The 18587-nt window shown below is 56.3% G+C and carries 17 protein-coding genes; 3 read left to right on the plus strand and 14 right to left on the minus strand.

Annotated features, from left to right (window positions below):
* Nucleotides 1–100: 100 nt before the first annotated feature.
* The 9 genes from AC4ED1_RS04540 to fdhD all read right to left on the minus strand — a co-directional run bounded on the left by AC4ED1_RS04540 (nt 101) and on the right by fdhD (nt 10804).
* On the minus strand, nt 101–2008 hold the full coding sequence (locus AC4ED1_RS04540) for a molybdopterin biosynthesis protein (protein ID WP_490936231.1): 1908 nt from the start codon (nt 2006–2008) through the stop codon (nt 101–103).
* Nucleotides 1938–3254, minus strand: coding sequence for a molybdopterin molybdotransferase MoeA (locus AC4ED1_RS04545; RefSeq protein WP_490936232.1), 1317 nt, complete (start codon nt 3252–3254; stop codon nt 1938–1940). The genes AC4ED1_RS04540 and AC4ED1_RS04545 overlap by 71 nt, the downstream gene beginning before the upstream one ends.
* The gene (gene mobA, locus AC4ED1_RS04550) at nt 3251–4012 is read right to left on the minus strand and encodes a molybdenum cofactor guanylyltransferase (RefSeq protein ID WP_490936233.1); all 762 of its coding nucleotides are present in this window, start codon (nt 4010–4012) and stop codon (nt 3251–3253) included. The genes AC4ED1_RS04545 and mobA overlap by 4 nt, the downstream gene beginning before the upstream one ends.
* Entirely contained in the window at nt 3996–4874 is an 879-nt protein-coding gene (locus AC4ED1_RS04555; RefSeq protein ID WP_490936234.1) for a formate dehydrogenase accessory protein FdhE, read from the minus strand. The genes mobA and AC4ED1_RS04555 overlap by 17 nt, the downstream gene beginning before the upstream one ends.
* A 118-nt stretch (nt 4875–4992) precedes the next feature.
* Nucleotides 4993–5928 (minus strand): NrfD/PsrC family molybdoenzyme membrane anchor subunit, encoded by a 936-nt coding sequence (gene nrfD / locus AC4ED1_RS04560; RefSeq protein WP_490936235.1) that lies wholly within the window; start codon nt 5926–5928, stop codon nt 4993–4995.
* Between the two features lie 13 nt (nt 5929–5941).
* On the minus strand, nt 5942–6751 hold the full coding sequence (locus AC4ED1_RS04565; RefSeq protein WP_490936236.1) for a 4Fe-4S dicluster domain-containing protein: 810 nt from the start codon (nt 6749–6751) through the stop codon (nt 5942–5944).
* A gap of 3 nt (nt 6752–6754) precedes the next feature.
* A complete protein-coding gene (fdnG, locus tag AC4ED1_RS04570) occupies nt 6755–9304 on the minus strand; it encodes a formate dehydrogenase-N subunit alpha (protein WP_490936237.1) in 2550 nt (849 codons plus the stop codon).
* A gap of 12 nt (nt 9305–9316) precedes the next feature.
* Nucleotides 9317–9892 (minus strand): twin-arginine translocation signal domain-containing protein, encoded by a 576-nt coding sequence (locus AC4ED1_RS04575; protein ID WP_490936238.1) that lies wholly within the window; start codon nt 9890–9892, stop codon nt 9317–9319.
* 153 nt (nt 9893–10045) lie between these two features.
* Entirely contained in the window at nt 10046–10804 is a 759-nt protein-coding gene (fdhD, locus tag AC4ED1_RS04580) for a formate dehydrogenase accessory sulfurtransferase FdhD (RefSeq protein WP_490936239.1), read from the minus strand.
* Between the two features lie 183 nt (nt 10805–10987).
* Here fdhD and AC4ED1_RS04585 point away from each other — a divergent pair, with 183 nt between their 5' ends.
* Nucleotides 10988–11521, plus strand: coding sequence for a hypothetical protein (locus AC4ED1_RS04585; protein ID WP_490936240.1), 534 nt, complete (start codon nt 10988–10990; stop codon nt 11519–11521).
* Between the two features lie 82 nt (nt 11522–11603).
* Here AC4ED1_RS04585 and AC4ED1_RS04590 read toward each other — a convergent pair whose 3' ends face one another.
* From AC4ED1_RS04590 to AC4ED1_RS04600, 3 genes are all read right to left on the minus strand, one after another.
* Nucleotides 11604–11867: a twin-arginine translocase TatA/TatE family subunit gene (locus AC4ED1_RS04590; protein WP_490936241.1), complete on the minus strand. Its 264-nt coding sequence runs from the start codon at nt 11865–11867 to the stop codon at nt 11604–11606.
* 93 nt (nt 11868–11960) lie between these two features.
* Complete coding sequence (locus AC4ED1_RS04595; protein ID WP_490936268.1) at nt 11961–12848, minus strand: deoxyribonuclease IV; 888 nt, start codon at nt 12846–12848, stop codon at nt 11961–11963.
* A gap of 118 nt (nt 12849–12966) precedes the next feature.
* On the minus strand, nt 12967–13200 hold the full coding sequence (locus AC4ED1_RS04600) for a NifU family protein (protein WP_490936242.1): 234 nt from the start codon (nt 13198–13200) through the stop codon (nt 12967–12969).
* Nucleotides 13201–13583: 383 nt separating this feature from the next.
* Between AC4ED1_RS04600 and AC4ED1_RS04605 the strand changes: the two genes are divergently transcribed.
* Together AC4ED1_RS04605 and AC4ED1_RS04610 are read left to right on the plus strand one after the other, a co-directional pair.
* The gene (locus AC4ED1_RS04605) at nt 13584–14765 is read left to right on the plus strand and encodes a rhomboid family intramembrane serine protease (RefSeq protein WP_490936243.1); all 1182 of its coding nucleotides are present in this window, start codon (nt 13584–13586) and stop codon (nt 14763–14765) included.
* Nucleotides 14766–14799: 34 nt separating this feature from the next.
* Nucleotides 14800–15963: an MFS transporter gene (locus AC4ED1_RS04610; RefSeq protein ID WP_490936244.1), complete on the plus strand. Its 1164-nt coding sequence runs from the start codon at nt 14800–14802 to the stop codon at nt 15961–15963.
* Here the strand turns inward: AC4ED1_RS04610 and AC4ED1_RS04615 are convergent.
* The gene (locus AC4ED1_RS04615) at nt 15925–16938 is read right to left on the minus strand and encodes an MBL fold metallo-hydrolase (protein ID WP_490936245.1); all 1014 of its coding nucleotides are present in this window, start codon (nt 16936–16938) and stop codon (nt 15925–15927) included. The genes AC4ED1_RS04610 and AC4ED1_RS04615 overlap by 39 nt on opposite strands.
* 259 nt (nt 16939–17197) lie before the next feature.
* Nucleotides 17198–18502 carry a dicarboxylate/amino acid:cation symporter gene (locus AC4ED1_RS04620; RefSeq protein ID WP_490936246.1) on the minus strand — a complete coding sequence of 435 codons (1305 nt, stop codon included), beginning with the start codon at nt 18500–18502 and terminating at the stop codon, nt 17198–17200.
* Nucleotides 18503–18587 lie beyond the last annotated feature (85 nt).

The following is an 18587-nucleotide window of genomic DNA, read 5'->3' on the forward strand; positions in this document are numbered from 1 at the left end:
ATCAATTCGTAACTATAGCTAAACACACTTGTTAACCGTAGTATAGCATGAAACAGGCCGGTACAACAGTTGTTTTGGCAAGATACAATTTGATAATTTTTCAACAAACCAAAACCACTTTCCCCGTGTCCCGGCAACTGTAGCCGCCGAGCGCTTCCACCTGCCGGCGGAATTCCCCGGAAGTCATCACTGACAACAATACCTGTCCGGCTTCGCTTTCGTAGAATTCCTTTGTCATCAACAAGTCGTACCGTTCTTCCGCCACGGGGACAAACTCCAATCCCAGCGCCTTTGCGGCCGACAGGATTCCAAGCCCGCAATCGGCTGTCCCTCCCGCCACCGCCGCCGCCACACTCAGATGGGAGAAGTCTTCCCGGTTGTATCCGTATATTTCTTGCGGCTCAATGCCCGCTTGTTTTAACAGATGGTCAAACAGCAGCCGGGTGCCCGCCCCGCGCTGGCGGTTGATATATGTAACCCCGTCCCGTTTCAGATCCTCCACCGTTCGGATGTTGAGGGGGTTTCCCGGCGGGACGATCCATCCCTGCTGGCGGTACACCAGGTTAACGAGCACCACCGGCATACCCGACAGATACTGTTTGACAAACGGAATATTGTATTCGCCGCTTTGTTCGTCGAGCAAATGGACCCCGGCCGCATGCGCTTCCCCTTTGCGGATCGCGAGAATCCCTCCCATGCTCCCGACATGCGCGGAGGACAGAAAGCGATCCGGAACCGCTTTATGTACGGCGGTTGCCAACAAATCGAGGGTCATATCGTGGCTGCCGGCAAACACCATCGTTTTTTCAATTTGCTGAATCGGCCGGTACAGCTCGATCTCGACCTCTTCTCCCTGTTCATAGCCGAGACTGGTAGCCGGAATCCGCAACAACCCGTCCGCCCGGACCATCGACATCGTGACACCGGCGGCCCGCGTCAGGGGATTTGCGATGAATTTGCCCCCGACCGCTCCAATCGTCATCCGGACAAAATCTTCCGCCCCCATCACCGACACAACCCGGCGTCCAAGGGTCGCTTTTACTTTCGGCCGCTCCGTTTCCGAAATCCCCAGATATTGATGCACCAGCGGACGGGCAAACCATTCCAGCGCCAGATACGCGGACACCGGATAGCCGGGCAGGCCGATGACCGGTTTTCCGTTCACCTTTCCGATGACAACGGGTTTTCCCGGCCGGGTTGCAACTCCGTGCATCATCACTTCGCCCAACTCTTGGATCACGTGGACGGTATAATCTTCCGATCCGGCGGAAGAACCCGCGTTCAGGAGCACGATGTCGCAGGTTTCCACAGCTTCCGATACCGCGTTTTTAATTTTCTGGTAATTGTCTTCAACAATCCCTTTATAAACCGGTTCTGCCCCCCATGTTTGCAAATAGGCGGCAAACACGGTGCCGTTAAATTCCGGAATTTCCCCGCGTCCAATCTGGCTTCTCGGAGGCACCAGCTCCGTGCCGGTCGGGATGATCGCCACTCGCGGCCTGGCGATCACCGGAACTTCCACCACGCCTCCGGCAAGCAGCGCGCCGAGATCCACCGGCCGCAGCAAATGGTGCGCCGGCACGATCAATTCACCGGCGACCACGTCCTCGCCGATTTGCCGGATATGCTGCCAGGGGCTGGCCGGTTCGATGATCTCACACGTTTCCTCGTCGATCATATGCACGTTTTCAATCATGATGACCGCGTCGAACGGGTCGGGAACCGGATCGCCCGTGTCGATCATCTGAAAATCCGTCCCCTTTTTCAGGCGGAGCGGGTTCTTCTCATTGGCGGAGTAGGTTTCACTGGCCTTCACCGCGATTCCGTCCATCGCCGAAGCGTGATAATTCGGCATCGAGACAACGGCAAAAACCGGTTCCGCCGTCACCCGCCCCAACGCGTCGGCGGTCAAAATCCGCTCCACCCGCGGCGCAAACTCAACAGCATCCAGGAGCCTCTTCTTCGCAAGCTCCAGCGGCGTATCCTCCAGATAAATCTTCCTCTTCACTCATGATCCCCCTTTCCCGCACAAAACAGTTGACCTCCACCCATTCCCCCTGCAGCAAACCTTCTTTCGGCGCGGCAATCTCGATGACGCCGTGGCTCTCCGATAACGTCGAGATCAGGCCCGATTTTCCAAATACGGGCACCGCCCACATTTCTCCGTCACGCTTTTCCAAACGCACCCGCACATAATCGGAACGCCCCACCGCCGACGGCAGATTCCGGCTCAGGCGGGCACGGATCCGCGGATCGAACGGGTGCGGCGTCCGGTCATACAGGCGATTGACAATCCGCCGCACAATCAGGTCAAAGATGATCAAAGCCGAAGCCGGATGGCCCGGCAAGCCGATCACCGGTTTCCTGCCGGCCAAAGCGAGAATCGTCGGTTTTCCGGGCTTGACCGAGATTCCGTGCACGAGGATTCCCGGTTCCCCGAGGGCTTCCATCACCTGAACGGTGTAATCCCGCGTTCCGACCGAACTCCCGCCCGACATGATCAGCATATCCGCTTTTTGAAAAAGGGCCTGGGCCCGTTTCAGGTACTCGACGTATTCGTCCTTCACGATGCCGCCGTAGATCACTTCCGCCCCCATGCTTTGCAGGGCGGCGCCGACCGCGACCGCATTGATATCCCGGATCTCTCCGGGCTTCAAATCTTTCGTTTCCGGCGGTACGATCTCATCCCCGGTCGACAGCAATCCGACGACGGGTCTCGCAAACACCTTTACGCGCGACACCCCGACTGCCGCCAACACTCCCAAATCCTGCGGCTCCAGGCGATGTCCGCGCCTCAGTACGCGGTGTCCCGCATGGATGTCCTCCCCTTTGCGGATCACATTCTCCCCGGGAGCCACTTGCTTGTACACGTTTAACAGCGAGCCGACCTCTTCCGCATGTTCGATCATCACAACCGCATCCGCCCCGTCGGGCATCATTCCGCCAGTCGGAATATACTTCGCCTGCGTCGGGGAAATCGCTCCCGCTTCCCGTCCCATCTCGATCGTACCCGTCAGATCCAAAAAAGCGGGCATCGATTCGGACGTGCCAAAGGTGTCCTGGGCGCGGACCGCATACCCGTCGACGGTTGAACGGTCAAACCCCGGGACGTCCTCGCCCGCATGAACATCTTCCGCCAAGACGCGGCCAAACGCCTCATATAAGGAAACTTCTTCAGTCCGGTCCAGCGGTGCATACGTTTCTTCAATAATTCGAATCACGTCGCGTGTTTCCCGCACTTGAAAGAACTTCATTCGGTCCCCCTCCCCCCGGTTTCCAGCCACTGTAGGACTTGCTGCCATTCCTCCGGTCTGTTCATATTGAAAAAGATGCGTTCCGTGTCGATCAAATCGGGAAAATCGGATTCCGTCACCTGTTTGACGCGCAGCCGGCCAAGCAAATCGACCATCCGCAGCCGCTTGGCAAGCAGGAGTTCTTCGATCGGATCGGCACACCGCTTGTGATAGACCGCAAACAGCGGGTGCAACCGCCCCCCGATCAGAGGCACAACCGCATCAACGCCGTGACTCGGCTCGTTCCCGAAGCCGTTTGATTCGGCAACGCCGGCTCCCGCGCCTTTGATCCGCTCTTCCCCCATCGCCTGTCCGAATAAAAACCGTGCCGCCTCCGCCGTGACAAACGGCATATCACATGCCACAACCAAATTCCAATCGCACGGCGATGCCTGCAAACCCGCCTGAATTCCCGCCAACGGGCCGAGACCGGGATACCGGTCGCCAACCACCGGTTCCCCCAAAAACCGATAAGCCGCAGGTTCGTTGGTAACGACGACAAAATACGGGGATCGGCAAGCGCGTCCGGCCTCGTCCCGAAACTCGTCCCGAAAGGCGAGTCTGCTCATTTCGTCGCGAATCTTTTCGATGTTCGGCTTGCCCCGGATCGGCAGCAACGCCTTGTTCGTCCCCATCCGGCTTGACTTCCCGCCCGCCAGGATGATCACGCCGGATCGGGGGGCATCTGCACCGACAGGATGGCTATTGAATGGGGCCATCCGGTTTTCCGCCTTTGAAGTAGCCGTTTTCGACGGCGAACAGATCGAGATGGGTCGTCGAAAGATCGTCGAGAATCAACATGACGGGGGAAGCCGGTTGCAACTTGTTCAACACTTTGACGTACGACTTGCATTCTTCGCAAACGTCGATTTGCTGCTTCGCACCGGTCTTCGGGTCTTCGATCAGATAGCTTTCCAGTCTCTCGTGGTCGTTGTTCCCGCAAGTTGGGCAGGCGATCCGCCTGAAGGGCCAGTCGCCGCCGCAGGATATGCAGCGCAGGTAACGGAACCGCTCGGAATCCCGGATTTCCGCCAGCGCGGGCGCATCGCCGCAAACGGGACAATATCCTTCCCGCCAATTCTCAAGCAACAACGCGTGTGCCGGAAGGAGCTTCCCGCCGCAGGCGTGCAGCGTGGGAAGCAAGCTGTATTGGAGGATCACCGACAGCACGTCTTGCGACAGTCCGGACGAAAAAGTCCAGCGGGTGAACGGCTCCGGATCTCCTTTGAGCCAACCGCGCAACACCTGCTCGATATCGGCGTCGGACAGACTCTTCTGCCATTTTTTCAACTGTTTCCGGGCATCGCCGGTCCCCGGCCAGTCCGCCAGTTCGCGAAACAGTGACACCGCGTAACGCAGTTCGATCCGATCTGCTTCCCCTTCCAGCAAAGGGGTGCCAGCCCGCAGTTTTGCCAGCACCGCCGCCTCCTCCAGAACAAGCGGCTCGATGTCCGGTACGTGTTTCTCCATCCGTTCGACCAAATCGATATGCACCTTGGCTATGTCCTTATACTGTTTCTCTTTGTCCATCAACTGCTGCCAGCGTTTTTTCACGCTTTCCACGACGTCCGATTTTGCCATCCAGGGACCCCCGCTTTCATAGTACGTACAAACTATTTTATCCTATTGTTTGAATAGAAAAAGAGGGGGTGAACCTCCTTCACCGCCCTTTTTTGTCTGACTTCCGGCTGTTTTTGCTTTAAAAACCGTGATATCCCGCCTGCGGCCCCATGACCACCACATACCGGAGCAAGTAGCCGCCGAGAATGATCAGCAGGCAGCTGATCACCGGCGTGCGTTGGCCAAACAGTTGCGGCTTCCACTTGAGGAACAGCGGAAACAGCAGACCGAGACCGACCACGCCGCCCCACAGCAGGACGCCGTAAAAGCCGCTTGCCACCTTGTGCGCCCAGACACCCATGGAGATCACAAACGCCACCAGGACGGCCAACTCGAACAAAATCATGTACATGTCGGCACGTTCCAGTTTGTGCTTGTACTCAAGCATCTCTTGCGTTTGCGGCGTCAGCAGCACCATGGTCGCCATACCGGCCGACATCCCGGACGCCAGGAACAGCACCGGAACCAGCGAACTGGCCGTCCATCCCGGCAACTGCGTCGTGTTGACCAAAACTCCGGTATAGGTCGCGACATAGAAGGCCAGGAGCATGCCCACTCCAAGGAAAATTTTAGAGAACGGTCCTTCATGCAGGGCATTGGCCAGCTTTACCAGAAAGGGATGCCTGATCTTTCCCATTTTGACCAAAGCGTATAAGAAACCGGCCGCCGCAAACAGCCCGAACACACCGACCATGTTCCCGCCGATCGACATCGGAGTCGTCAGCTTGATCATCGGGACCATTTCCCGCTTGTACCAGAACAGATTGAAAAATCGCTCGGGCCGTTCAAGGTCAAACGTGATCAACAACCCACACACGGCCAATATCGGGAGAGCGAGCAGATAACCCCTTGTCGCTCCGCGGAAATCCGTCTCGGTGCCCGCGAACCGGGCGATGGAAGCTGTAATGTAGGTTCCCGCCGCAATCCCCGCCAGGAACAGGTACCATACGATCTGCCAGTGCCATGCAGGGGATGTCAGCTGATGCGTGAAGTAATCATACGGATTTACAGGCATCTTTCATTCCTCCTTACATGACCTGGGACCGGTCTTTGTCAGAATCGACTTTCTGGCTCATCCGCCGGCTGCGGAACGACAGCAGCGCCAAGAGCCCGACAGCCACCATGCCCGCCACGGAGAACATGTAGCTTTTCAGCATGTTCTTCTGGGGCAATTGCGGATTGGTCGGAAGCCCGTAGACTTCCGGTTTTTCGGTCAACATGTAGAACACGTTCAAACCGCCGAGAATATCGGATTTGCCGTAAATCTGCGCGTTTTTGTAGCCCATGTTCTTAAGCAGCTTCTCGCGCTCTTCCGCCAGCTTCATCAGTTGCGGGACTTCGCCGAACTGAATGCAATCGGTCGGACACGCCTGGGCGCAGGCCGGCTGTTGACCGGCTTGCAAACGGTCATAGCAAAGGGTGCATTTTTGCGCGGTGCCCTTGACATGGCTGACTTCGATGACCCCGAACGGACAGCCCGTCACACAATACCGGCAGCCGATGCAGGTGTCTTGATCGATGTAGACCGTGTCAAATTCCGTGCGGATGATCGCGTTTGTCGGACAGACTTCCATACAGCCCGCGTGCTGGCAATGTTTGCAGGAGTCGCTCAGGAACAACCAGCGGGAGTCGCTGCGGTCTTCGCTGAACAACTCCACGAACTTCACGTGCCGCCAGTTCACGTCAGACAGATGGCCCGTGTTGTCATAACTGGTGCCGAGAAACCGGATCTCCTCTTCCATCGGAAGTTCGTTCCATTCCTTGCAGGCGACTTGACAGGCTTTGCAGCCGTGGCAAAGCGACGTGTCGACAAACATGCCCAATGATTTTTCCGCCATCGGTTACACCCCCTGTCTGATGCGGCCTTTGCGCACATTGACCGTAAACGCCTTCGATTCGTGGATGGAAACGTTCGGGTCGCCGACCATCAGCGTCAGTTCGTTGGCCGAACTGCCCTTCGCGATACCGGCATAGCCCCAGTGAATCGGCAGGCCGACTTGGTGCACGACTTTGCCGCCGATTTTGAACGGCTGCATGCGGCGGGTGACGAGCGCTTTCGCTTCCGCTTTTCCGCGTTCCGTCTCAATCGTTACCCATTCCCCGTTGGCGACGCCCAGTTGTCCCGCCAGCTCCGGACTGATCTCCAGGAACAATTCCGGCTGCAGTTCGGCCAGCCAGGGCAGCCAGCGCGTCATCGGGCCGGACAGGTGATGCTCCGTCAGGCGGTATGTCGTCATCACGTACGGATACTTTTCGTTGCCGATGCCGTGCACTTTGTTCTGGTCGACGTTGAAGTAAATCGCTGCCGGGTTGTGCTGTTGTTTGTAAAGCGGATTTTGGACCGGGGTGTCAACCGGTTCGTAATGGGTCGGTAACGGACCGTCGGCCAATGCCCCGAACAACTGGATCCGGCCCTCCAGATTCATAATGAAAGGCTCGCTTCCGGAATGGAAGTCCAGGCCGATACCTTCTTCTTTGGCCTTCGCGGTCGGCGGCTTCGTGGCAGGGAAATCCGGCACGTCGAGACCGGTCCATTTTTTCTGGGCTTCGTCCCACCAAACAAGCTTTTTGCGTTCCGACCACGGACGGCCCTCCGGATCGGCGGACGCCCGGTTATACAGAACATGGCGGTTCGCCGGCCAACAAAAGCCCCAGCCGAGGGACATGTAATTGTCGCTTTTGCGGGAAGCCGCCTTGTTTTCGTGCTCATCCGGCATCACACCGGTATAAATCCAGGCGCCGCAGGCGGTGGAACCGTCGTCTTTCAGATCCGTGAAGCTCTTCAACGGTTTGCCGTCTTTTATCGTATAGCCGTTGATTTCCTTCAAAATCGCGTGAGCGTTCGGTTCGTGCACTTTCCAGCCATCGCCCGGATTGGGGGCGTAATGCTCCCAGGTGAGATTCTTGATCGGCCAGTCGCGATCCAGTGTGCTGTCTTTGTACAACTTCTTCAGACGAACGCCCAGTTCGTAGGTGAAGAACGTATCCGAACGGCAATCGCCGGGGGGATCCGCTGCTTTTTCCTTCCACTGCATCATCCGGTTGGTGTTGGTGAAGCTGCCGTCCGTCTCCGCAAACACGGCGGTCGGCATAAAGAAGACTTCGGTTTTGATGTCTTCCGGCTTCACTTCCCCGTTGACCACTTCCGGCGCCTGATACCAGAAAGTCGCCGTTTCCGTCAGGAACGGATCGCACACGACAAGCCACTCCAGCCGGGACATCGCTTTCCGGTGGAAAGTGGCGTTCTGGCCGCCTGCCGCCGGATTTTGCCCCATGACGAAAAATCCTTTGACAACGCCGTCGTACATGTCCTTGAACATGTTGTAGTGCGAGTGATTTTTGATGCGCTTCGGCAGGTAATTGTAACCCCAGTCGTTTTCCGCCGTCGCCGCATCGCCGTACCAGGCTTTCATCAGGCTGACGAAATACTTCGGGTAGTTGGCCCACCAGCCTGTCGGCTTCGCCTCGGCCTTCAGGTAATCGGTCAGGGTATCGTGCTTTTTCGTGATGATCGGCAACTGCAGGTAGCCGGGCAAAGTGTCCCAAAGGGTCGCCAGGTCTGTCGCACCCTGTACGTTCGCGTGTCCGCGCAGCGCCAGGATGCCGCCGCCGGGACGTCCCATATTCCCCAACAGGCTTTGCAGGATGCCGCCTGCGCGGATCATCTGCACGCCGACCGTATGCTGCGTCCAGCCCATTGCGTAGCAGAAGGCGGTTGTCCGGTCGCGTCCGGAATTTTTGGTGATGGTTTCCGCCACCATCAGGAACTTCTCTTTTGGCGTGCCGCAGACTTGTTCCACCATTTCCGGCGTGTAACGGGAAAAATGGCGCTTCAGGATCTGGAACACGCAGCGCGGATGCTGCAGCGTTGGGTCCATTTTCGGACGGCCTTTTTTCGTTTCGTAGGCGATCCTGTCGGACAACGTCTTGGGTTCTTCCGCCGGGAGCTTCTTCTCGTCCCGTTCAAATTCCCACGTCTTCTGGTCGTAGACTCTTTTCTCGGGGTCGAATCCGGAGAAAAGACCGTCCAGGTCTTCCGTGTCCTTAAAGTTTTCGTTCACGATAAACGGAGCGTTGGTGTAATTGACCACGTACTCCTTAAAGTACTTCTCGTTGCTGATCACATAGTTGATCAACGCGCCGAGGAACACGATGTCGGAACCGGAGCGCATCGGGACGTAATCGGTTGCCAGGGCGGAAGTCCGCGTAAAGCGCGGGTCGATGTGAATGACGCGAGCGCCTTTGTCGCGGGCCTGCAGCACCCACCGGAACCCGACCGGGTGATTTTCCGCAAAGTTGGAACCCATGATGACAATACAATCGCTTTCCGCCAAATCCCTTGGCGTCGTCGTGGCGCCGCCACGACCAAAACTGGTGCCCAGACCGGGCACTGTCGAGCTGTGTCAAATACGGGCCTGGTTTTCAAGATTCACGACGCCAAGCGAACGCATCAGTTTCGCCCAAACGTAGTTCCATTCGTTTTCCATGGTGGAACCGCCAAGCGAGGCAATCGCCGGATTCATGTTGACCTTTTTGCCCTGGTAGGTTTCAATAAAGTTTTCGTCCCGGGTTTTCTTGACCCGCTGCGCAATCTGGTCCATCGCCCAGTCCCAGGGTTTTTCCTCCCATTTCTTGGAGCCCGGCGCCCGATACAGAACTTTCTTCTGCCGTTCCGGGTTGTTTACCAACTGGAACGCCGCAGCGCCTTTCGGACACAACGATCCGAGGTTAACGGGGCTGTCGGGGTTTCCTTCGATATTGATGATGTTACCGCTTTCATCCGAAGTAATGATCATGCCGCAGCCAATGGAGCAATACGGGCATACACTCGGGTGTTGCTTCCCCTTTTTCGCGTTGAGTTTGATGCTGTTGACCCGGGCCCTGACAGGCTTCACGTCAAGTCCGCCGACCGATGCGACCGTCAGACCCGCTGCCACCACGCCCGTGCGTTTCAGAAACTCCCGGCGGGAAATCGCCATATTGACCTTCTCCTCCCTTTTAAAATACTTTTTTGTCAACCAAATTTTATTGTTTTTATATAAAGGTCCCGGGATACTCCGCTGACGAACGCCCAGCCAAAAGCTGCGCCGTCGTCCAAAAAAACGCAACATATCCGGAACCTTTTTCACGGATCATACGGGCATCTCCGCTGCGGCGGCCTGAACGACACGGGAACCGTCCGTGTAAACTTGCAGCATCCGACCACGGATATACCCGATCACTTCCACGCCGAGACGGGTAGCCAAACAAACCGCTTGGTCGGTGGCGGCGGTTCGGGAGGCAACCATGCTGGCGCCGAAACGGGCGACTTTCGTGACCATCTCGTAGGAGATGCGGCCCGTCGTCATGATCACGATGTCGGCCGGGTTGACACCCGCTTTGAGACAGGCTCCAACCACTTTGTCGACCGCATTGTGGCGGCCGATGTCTTCTCTTACAAACAACGGCCCCAGCAAAGAAGCGGCCATCGCGGCATGCATACCGCCGGTTGCCTGGTACAGGACAGCTTCCCTGTACATGTGGCGCATGCAATCGACAAGAAACTCCTGTGTTACCACCAGCCCGGGAGGAACCGGATGAAGCGCAAGCGCATCCTGTACGGAAGAATACGTGACCCCCTTGCCGCATCCGGAGGTGATGTAACGCTTCCTTCCTTTCGCGGGGCGATTGCCCGCCGGCCCCTTGATCTCGGCCCGGACAATGGCTTGCAGGTCATCAATCCCGATTTTCAGAACATCATCTGAACCGGTGATCATACCTTCCCCGAATAAAAACCCGATCGCCCAATCTTCCAGATCCACAGGCGTCAATTGAATCGTCAGGAGTTCTTCCCCATTCACATACAAGGTGACAGGGCATTCCGACGGCATTCCTTTCTTTCCTTGCCCCATCCCTTCACCTCCTTTAAAACGATCGTACAACTGCCGATTGTCTGCCAATATGTATCCGAATCTTTCGACACTTTGCAAAAATATGCCTGCAAAAATATGAATATGCCCACAAAAATATGTTGGTTTTTGTTGGGCAAGCTCTTATAATTAAGCATGCCTAAGCATGTTGGAGGGGAGACTGGCATGATTCAACAGACACGCGCCGAACGCTTTTTGGAACGGTTTGAAACCATTGGCAACAGCATATCGTTTTATTTGCTCTTGTTGGTTATCGGACTGGGGATTTGGATTTTGACCCCGCTTGCGCCAAACTGGCGTCCCGACGGAAAAGGGTTTGGCCTGACCGCGCTGGTTTTCACCGGCATCACGCTGATCCACGGGGTGCTATGGTTTTTGCTCACCCGCGAATCCCTCAAATTTCCGAAAAAATTCCGCGCCGTCTTGGCCGCAACAATCCGTTACCTGCGCCCCCTGCACACGATGACCGGTCTTCTGGCGCTGGGAATGGTGCTGATTCACGCATACGCCTTCTTAAAAACCGGCTATGGCTGGAACCGCAGCTCCGCCACCGGGCTGGTCACCTTGATCATTCTGGCGCTCTTGGCGTTCGACGGCATCGCTTTGACGGCGAGCCCCTTGCTGAGCCGGATCGTCCACCGCGCCATCGCGCTGGGATTCGTTGTCGCGCTTGCCATGCATCTCTGGTTCGTAATGTGAAAAACACATCCCTCCCCTTAAAGGGGTTCGTACCACAGAGAGCTTCTCCCGTGTCAGCTTTAAGGGGTGGGGATGAAGAGTTTCAGGCGTTTTTCGGTTCTTCCTTTTTCGCCGCGGCTTCCGGTTTCACCGCGCTTGCCTCCGCCTTGGTCTCGGATTTGGTTTCCGCAGCGGCGGATTGCTTCTCGTCCTTATCGTCGCTGACCAAATCCTTGGTCGCGTCTTTAAATTCCCGCAGGGTGCGGCCAAACGCCCGCCCGAGTTCGGGCAGCTTGCTGGGTCCGAACACAATCAGCGCGATGACCAAGATGATGATCAGGCCGGGAATTCCAATTTGTGAAAACATGCCGTTTCCTCCAAGTCACTTATGCACGATAAGCGTAATCAGACACCTGTGTCTACGCACATTATAAATGATTTGCAAGCGGTTGAACAGACATCACCCCATGTACTCCGGCCGTTCGATCTCTCCGCGCAACAACGCGATTTCCTCCTTGTAACGGCCCTCCGGCGTCTCCAGAATCAGCGGCATGTCCTTTAAAAGGTCATGGTGCACGATCCGCTTCAACGCCTCCGTCCCGATCGACCCCAAACCGATGTTCTCGTGGCGGTCCTTGCGGGAAGCGAAGGGAGTTTTGGAATCGTTGATGTGGAACACTTTCAACCGCTCAAGTCCGATAATGTCATCGAACTTTTGCATGACACCGTCGAAATCGTTCACGATGTCGTAGCCGTAAGAATACAAGTGGCAGGTGTCGGCGCACACCCCCAGGCGGTCCCGATGCTTGACCCGCGAGATGATTTCGGCGATCTCTTCGAAACTGTTGCCGACCTTCGACCCGTCACCCGCCATCGTCTCCAGGCAAACAAACACGTCCTCGTCACCGGTCAAAATCGCGTTCAACCCTTCCGCAATGCGCTTCAAGGCATAGTCAACCCCTTGCCCGACATGCGAACCCGGATGAAACACGACATATTTGATTCCGAGATAGGAGGTTCTTCTGATATCTTCCCGCAGGAGTTCCACCCCGTATTCCCACGTATCCTCAGCCGGGGACGCAAGGTTGATCAAATAGGGAGCGTGCACAACAGGATCGACGATTCCGTGTTCGGCCATCATCGCAACCGCTTTTTCCCGGTTGAACTCTTCGATCGGCCTTGCTTTCCCACCCCGATTGGAACGGGTGTAAATCATAAATGTGTTTGCCTTGTAAGAGATCGTCTCTTCGACAGCCGCCAGCATTCCCGTCTTGGCGACCGACACGTTCGCGCCAATCTTCACAGCCGCAACCCCTCCCTTGTCGCATATCGCCTGTTCCAAAAACATTGAGCCGTGCGTGACGCACGACTCACGTGTGGCAATCATTACAGAACGTCAGCCATGTGAGGTCCTCTCCGATACGATGATGGAACTGCGGTTGCTTCTTTTATGAAGGAAAAATTTCTTAAACCGCGACTACTTCTTTGATTTCGGGAACCGCCGCGCGAATCGTCCGTTCAATCCCCATTTTCAGCGTCATCGTGGACATCGGGCAACCGCCGCAAGCGCCCACCATGCGGATGGTCGCAATGCCCTTCTCGGCATCGACATCGATCAGCTCGGCATCCCCACCGTCGGCCATCAGGCCGGGACGGATTTTATCAAGTGCGTCCTGCACGCGTTGACGCAAATCTTCCATCAGTAACCCCTCCATAGATTCCAAAAATAAGGTGCCAGCATGTCGCTAGTATCACCAACAAACGGCGGCACATTCGCAAACCCAGACCTTCAAATTTGTCATGACTAGTATATGCGAATGTTTCCAATTCGCATGCGACGAAACATACAAAAGCAACCGTTTATGAACAATTATAGGCACACTCGATGGAAAAAATCAACCGGGCAGGCCGGTTGTGGCGGGCCCCGGTCGTCATTGCCCCAATCGTCATTGCTCGGATCTTCCGGACCGATCCTCCCTTTCTCGCCCCTTTTGTCGCCAGCCCTTGCGCGACGGCCTTGCGGAACACCTTACACTTGCGGAAAACCTTGCAATAGGAGAAACTGTGGGTGAGGTGGAGTGCAATGGAATCGTTTGAACTCGCTTTGGCACGCAACCTGGTTCAAAAGGAAGGCTACACATGGTTCCCGCCGGGAGCCTTGTTTCCGGAAACGTCGCTGTTCAAGGCGGACGGGGGCCGGGGGGTCCTGATCCGGATCGGGCGGGGGCAACAGCTCGCTTCGTTGCCCGATTTTCTTGACTCTTCACACGCGGAAGCGAGGGATATTCTGCGGGACCATCCCTACAAGGGAATCACCGTGCTGCAGTTGATCACGTATCCGGATTCGCCCGACACACAACAGGAACGGCTGCTGCGATCGCTTGAACGGCACCAGACAGCGCCGGATATTGCGATTTACACCGCATGGTTCGATTTTGAAAAAAAGGCTCTGGCCTCCAACCTCCCGTGGTTTGGCAAAGGGATTCTTCCGAAATCGGCGGTGCTGGAAGCCGCGGCCCGCGTGGAAGAAGCGTATGCGCCGCAGGAGCTGCAGAACGACATTCTGCAAACTCTGGAACAACGCGGCGCCGAATGGAAAAACGTGTTTGTGCAGCAATCCTCCAAGGCGGTTCACTCCCTGTTGGCGATCATCATTGGGATGTTTCTGTGGATGTCCGCAACCGGTCCGGCGGAAAATCCATTGATCCTGTTCAGATTCGGCGCAAAAGTCAACGAACTCATACTGGCGGGCGAATACTGGCGCCTGTTTACTCCCATGTTCATCCACGCGTCGGCGCTTCACTTGCTGGTCAACGCTTTCGCTCTGTATTCCCTGCGGGATGCGGAATGGATTTACGGCAGCAACCGCTTTTTGCTCGTTTTCCTGCTGGCCGGGCTGTCCGGGAACATCGCGAGTTTCGCCTTTTCCCCTTATCCCGCGGTCGGTGCTTCGGGGGCGATCTTCGGCATCCTCGGCTCCCTCTTGTATTTCGGCACCCAGCGGAAAGACTTCTTCCGGCGCACGATGGGCGGCGCCATCTGGACGACGTTGGCGGTGAACCTGCTGTTGGGTTTTCTGGTTCCGCAAATCAGCAACTCGGGACATATCGGCGGGCTGATCGGCGGATTCCTCGCGGCAGCCGCCATCGGTTTGCCGGGTCAACCTTTTCGCCTGACGCAAGCGTTGGCCGCCACCGTCCTCGCCGCAGTTCTAAGCGGTGGAATCTGGCTCGGATTTCACAGAATTTTCAACGTCCTCGGGTAAGCTTCCAAGATTTCGTCATGAAAGGAGTTTCACGATGCCCCGCCTGCTGATTGTGTTTCTGGCAACCACAAACATATTTGCGATACTCTATGCGCCACAGCCGCTGCTTCCCATGCTGGCGGAGGTGTTTTCCATCTCGGTTCCGAAAGCGAGCCTCACCATTTCCCTGCCGATTGTCGCGCTGGCGGTCGCTTCCCTGATACTGGCCCCGATTTCCGACCGTTGGGACCGGAAAAAAGGGATTCTCCTTGCCAACGCCCTTTTGATCGTCCCGAGCGCAATGCTGTGTTTTACCGATTCCTTTGAGGGAATCCTGATTTTGCGGTCTTGGCAGGGATTGTGCATACCGGGAGTCACCGCCCTGTTGATGGCCTACGCCGCGGAAGAATTTCCGGTGCATGAAAGGGGTAGGGTGCTGGGAACCTACGTCAGCGCCACGGTTGTCGGCGGTTTGGCGGGGAGGATCATCAGCGGCTTTATCGCCGAGCATGTTTCCTGGCAGGCCCCCTTTACCGTTTTTGCGGCGATTGCCGTTATCGTCACGTTGATGATCTGGAAATTCCTGCCTCGATCGCGTCACCAAACGGAAAAACTCAGCCAAAGCTTTTTGGTTCACTTCACGAACCCCGCGCTGGTCGGGACGTTTTTTATCGGTTTTTCCCAGTTTTTCGCGTTTATCGGAGTTTTTACCTATATGCCCTTTTACATGGGCCAGCCGCCTTTTTCGCTCGGAGTCGCCGAGACTTCGCTGATCTTTGTGACGTTTGTCTGCGGGGTGTTCTCCGCCCCCGCCGCGGGCTACCTGTCCGACAAAATCGGCCGCCGGGCAACCATGGCCCTCGGGCACCTGATTGGCGGAATGGGCATCCTCCTGACGCTGTGGCCGTCGATCCTGCTGGTGATCCTCGGGCTGTCCCTGATGTCTTTGGGCAACTTCGCGTCGCAATCGGCGGCCACCGCCTACGTCGGGGATGTCGCCGCCCGTTCCCGCGGTGCGGCTGCCGCGCTCTACCAATTTTTCTACTATGTCGGAGGAAGCCTCGGAGCCTGGCTGCCCGGCCTCTTGTGGCACCGGTATCAATGGCACGGCGTGACCGCCTTGACCGTCGGAACGATCCTGCTGGCGCTGATCAACAACCATTTCCTGGCCGGACGAACGTCATGGCAGATCGGCCGGGGACAATCCGTCCCGCGCTAGATACCAGTCGACTCCGTCCCGGCTGGTTTTTTGAATCCGCCCATCCGCTTCCAGCCATTCGAGATGGCCGATCGTTTCCGACATGATCAGCGGCAGTTGGTCCTGATGCCGGGGAAACAGCCGGAACGCAATGTCCGCCGCCGTCCTCTCCCTGTCCGTCAGAAGTTCCACGATACTGTCGGCACGCCGGTCTTGCGATTCGAGCCTTTTTTCGATCAAGGCCGCATGGTCGGTGATCGGCGCACCATGGCCGGACAGCCCCAGCCGAACCGGCAGCCGCTTCAGTTTTTCCAATTCCCGCCGGTACTGAATCAACGGTTTCACCCGCTCCCCGTCCGGCCGGACGGTAGGTTCAAGAAAAGCGTTGGAGGAGACATGGGCGATCAAGTGATCGGCCAGCAGCATGGTCTGGTCGGATGCCCGGTATAACGAAAGCTGCGTTTGGGAATGTCCCGGCGTGTAAAGGATTCGCCATTCCGGTTGCGAGTTCAGTTCATCGCCGTCCGCCAACACCGCGTCGACTTCGCACGGATGACCGAACCGGCGCAGCGCTTCGTACGAGGACATGATCTTGCCGATCTGATCCTGACGCAATCCGCCCCGTTGATACAGGTCAACAAAAAAACGGTTTCGCCGTTCGACAAAAACGGGGTCTTCCCCCAACCAAACGGCCGTATCCGGATGGGCGAAAATCGTCGCCCCCGTCTCTTGCTTCAGGCGGTATGCGAGTCCGCTGTGGTCTTCGTGAAAGTGAGTGAGCACGATCTGGGTCAAATCGGACAACCGGTAGCCTGCTCCTTCGATTCCTTTTACCAGCGCATTCCAGGCCTGCTCCGTGTTAGGGCCGGTATCCACCAATGTCAGCGTTTTCCCTTCCAGCAAGTACACATTTACGTCCCCGATCCGGAAAGGAGTCGGAATCGCGATCGAAACCACTCCCTTGCAGGGGCGCTCCAATTGGATCGGATGCGGCATATGGCACCTCCTGTCGTTGAATGAGGATTCATTCAATTTTAACATAGATTGGCTTACCAAACAAAGCAAAAAGAGCCAGCAAAAAAAGAGAGCCTGTACCCGGCGGGTACAGACTCTATCGTTGACTGAGGGAGGAAACCGCTATTCTTTCATCTTGTCGGGTACTTTTTGGACATAAAATTCTTCTTGGTCTCGCTCGGGCCACCCGTAATTTCCAAACCATTATGCAAAAAAGGGGCTGTAAAACAGCCCCTTTTTATCAATTCCCAACAACTTCATTAGCGTTCGCAGGCAGTTGTTCCGAAACGGCTTCGCCTTTTCCAAGGGCGAGGTTTTGCTCCGCAAACTTGCTTTCGTCAAAATCCTTTTCCAGCTTTGACACCACGACTGTCGCGACGCCGTTGCCGATCAGGTTCACCAAAGCGCGCGCTTCCGACATGAAACGGTCGACGCCAAGCAGCAGCGCCAAGCCTTCAACAGGCACAAAATGGGTGGCGGAAAGCGTGGCCGCCAGCGTGACGAAACCTCCGCCCGTTACGGCGGCGGCGCCCTTGGAAGTCAACATGAGGATCGCCATGATCGTCAATTGCTGCATCAGATCCAGGTGAACGTTGTACACCTGGGCGATGAAGATGACCGCCATCGATAAATAGATCGAAGTGCCGTCAAGGTTAAACGAGTATCCGGTCGGCAGCACCATTCCCACGACCGGCTTGGAACATCCGTATTTTTCCATTTTCTCCATCATCCGCGGCAGTACCGATTCGGAAGAGGATGTGCCGACAACAATGAAGATTTCGTCTTTGATGTAACGGATGAACTTAAAGATGCTGAAACCGTACATTTTCGCGATCAGGCCCAGCACGATCACGACAAACAGGATCATGGTCACATAAACGCTGATCATCAACTTCCCGAGCGGGATCAGAGCGCCGATGCCGAATTTGCCGATCGTGTAGGCGATCGCGGCAAACGCCCCCATCGGGGAGAGCTTCATCACCATATTGACGATACCGAAGAACACTTCGGAACAGCGTTCGAAGAAGTCGACAACGGGCTTGCCCCTTTGGCCGAGCGCCGACAGCGCCACCCCAAACAAGCAGGAGAAGAGCAGGACCTGCAGCAGGTCGCCTTTGGCAAAAGCGTCAAACACGTTGCTTGGCACGATGTGCAAGAAGAACTGCACCCAGTCGGTTTCCGCCGCCGCCTTTGTGTATTGGCTGATATCCCCTTTTTTCAACGCCGCCAGATTCAAGCCGGCACCCGGCTGCATCCAGTTGACGACGACAAGGCCGATCGCCAAGGCGAATGTCGTGACGATCTCGAAGTACAAAATCGCTTTCGCCCCGACGCGGCCGACTTTTTTCATGTCCCCCATATTGGCGATCCCGACGACGATCGTCAGGAACACGACCGGGGTAATGACCATTTTGATAAGATTGATGAACAAGTCCCCGAGCGGTTTCATCTGCGCACCGATTTTCGGAGAGAAAAATCCCAGCGCGATCCCCAGCGCAAGGCCGGTCAACACTTGCGCCGTCAATGTAAGACGAAATTTTTTCATCTTCTGTGTACCCCCTCTTTGCAATCGCTTACAATAGATACAAAAGAAATTGCAATGAAAAATGAGACTTCTACGAAAAATAAAT

This window comes from Effusibacillus sp. SKA8 (assembly GCF_058273125.1).

What these genes read in the sequence shown, in the direction of transcription:
- AC4ED1_RS04545 (WP_490936232.1), bottom strand. Translation starts at nt 3,254, where the DNA reads ATGAAGTTCTTTCAAGTGCGGGAAACACGCGACGTGATTCGAATTATT.
- mobA (WP_490936233.1), bottom strand. Translation starts at nt 4,012, where the DNA reads ATGGCCCCATTCAATAGCCATCCTGTCGGTGCAGATGCCCCCCGATCC.
- AC4ED1_RS04555 (WP_490936234.1), bottom strand. Translation starts at nt 4,874, where the DNA reads ATGGCAAAATCGGACGTCGTGGAAAGCGTGAAAAAACGCTGGCAGCAG.
- nrfD (WP_490936235.1), bottom strand. Translation starts at nt 5,928, where the DNA reads ATGCCTGTAAATCCGTATGATTACTTCACGCATCAGCTGACATCCCCT.
- AC4ED1_RS04565 (WP_490936236.1), bottom strand. Translation starts at nt 6,751, where the DNA reads ATGGCGGAAAAATCATTGGGCATGTTTGTCGACACGTCGCTTTGCCAC.
- AC4ED1_RS04575 (WP_490936238.1), bottom strand. Translation starts at nt 9,892, where the DNA reads ATGGCGATTTCCCGCCGGGAGTTTCTGAAACGCACGGGCGTGGTGGCA.
- fdhD (WP_490936239.1), bottom strand. Translation starts at nt 10,804, where the DNA reads ATGGGGCAAGGAAAGAAAGGAATGCCGTCGGAATGCCCTGTCACCTTG.
- AC4ED1_RS04585 (WP_490936240.1), top strand. Translation starts at nt 10,988, where the DNA reads ATGATTCAACAGACACGCGCCGAACGCTTTTTGGAACGGTTTGAAACC.
- AC4ED1_RS04590 (WP_490936241.1), bottom strand. Translation starts at nt 11,867, where the DNA reads ATGTTTTCACAAATTGGAATTCCCGGCCTGATCATCATCTTGGTCATC.
- AC4ED1_RS04595 (WP_490936268.1), bottom strand. Translation starts at nt 12,848, where the DNA reads ATGTTTTTGGAACAGGCGATATGCGACAAGGGAGGGGTTGCGGCTGTG.
- AC4ED1_RS04600 (WP_490936242.1), bottom strand. Translation starts at nt 13,200, where the DNA reads ATGGAAGATTTGCGTCAACGCGTGCAGGACGCACTTGATAAAATCCGT.
- AC4ED1_RS04605 (WP_490936243.1), top strand. Translation starts at nt 13,584, where the DNA reads ATGGAATCGTTTGAACTCGCTTTGGCACGCAACCTGGTTCAAAAGGAA.
- AC4ED1_RS04610 (WP_490936244.1), top strand. Translation starts at nt 14,800, where the DNA reads ATGCCCCGCCTGCTGATTGTGTTTCTGGCAACCACAAACATATTTGCG.
- AC4ED1_RS04615 (WP_490936245.1), bottom strand. Translation starts at nt 16,938, where the DNA reads ATGCCGCATCCGATCCAATTGGAGCGCCCCTGCAAGGGAGTGGTTTCG.
- AC4ED1_RS04620 (WP_490936246.1), bottom strand. Translation starts at nt 18,502, where the DNA reads ATGAAAAAATTTCGTCTTACATTGACGGCGCAAGTGTTGACCGGCCTT.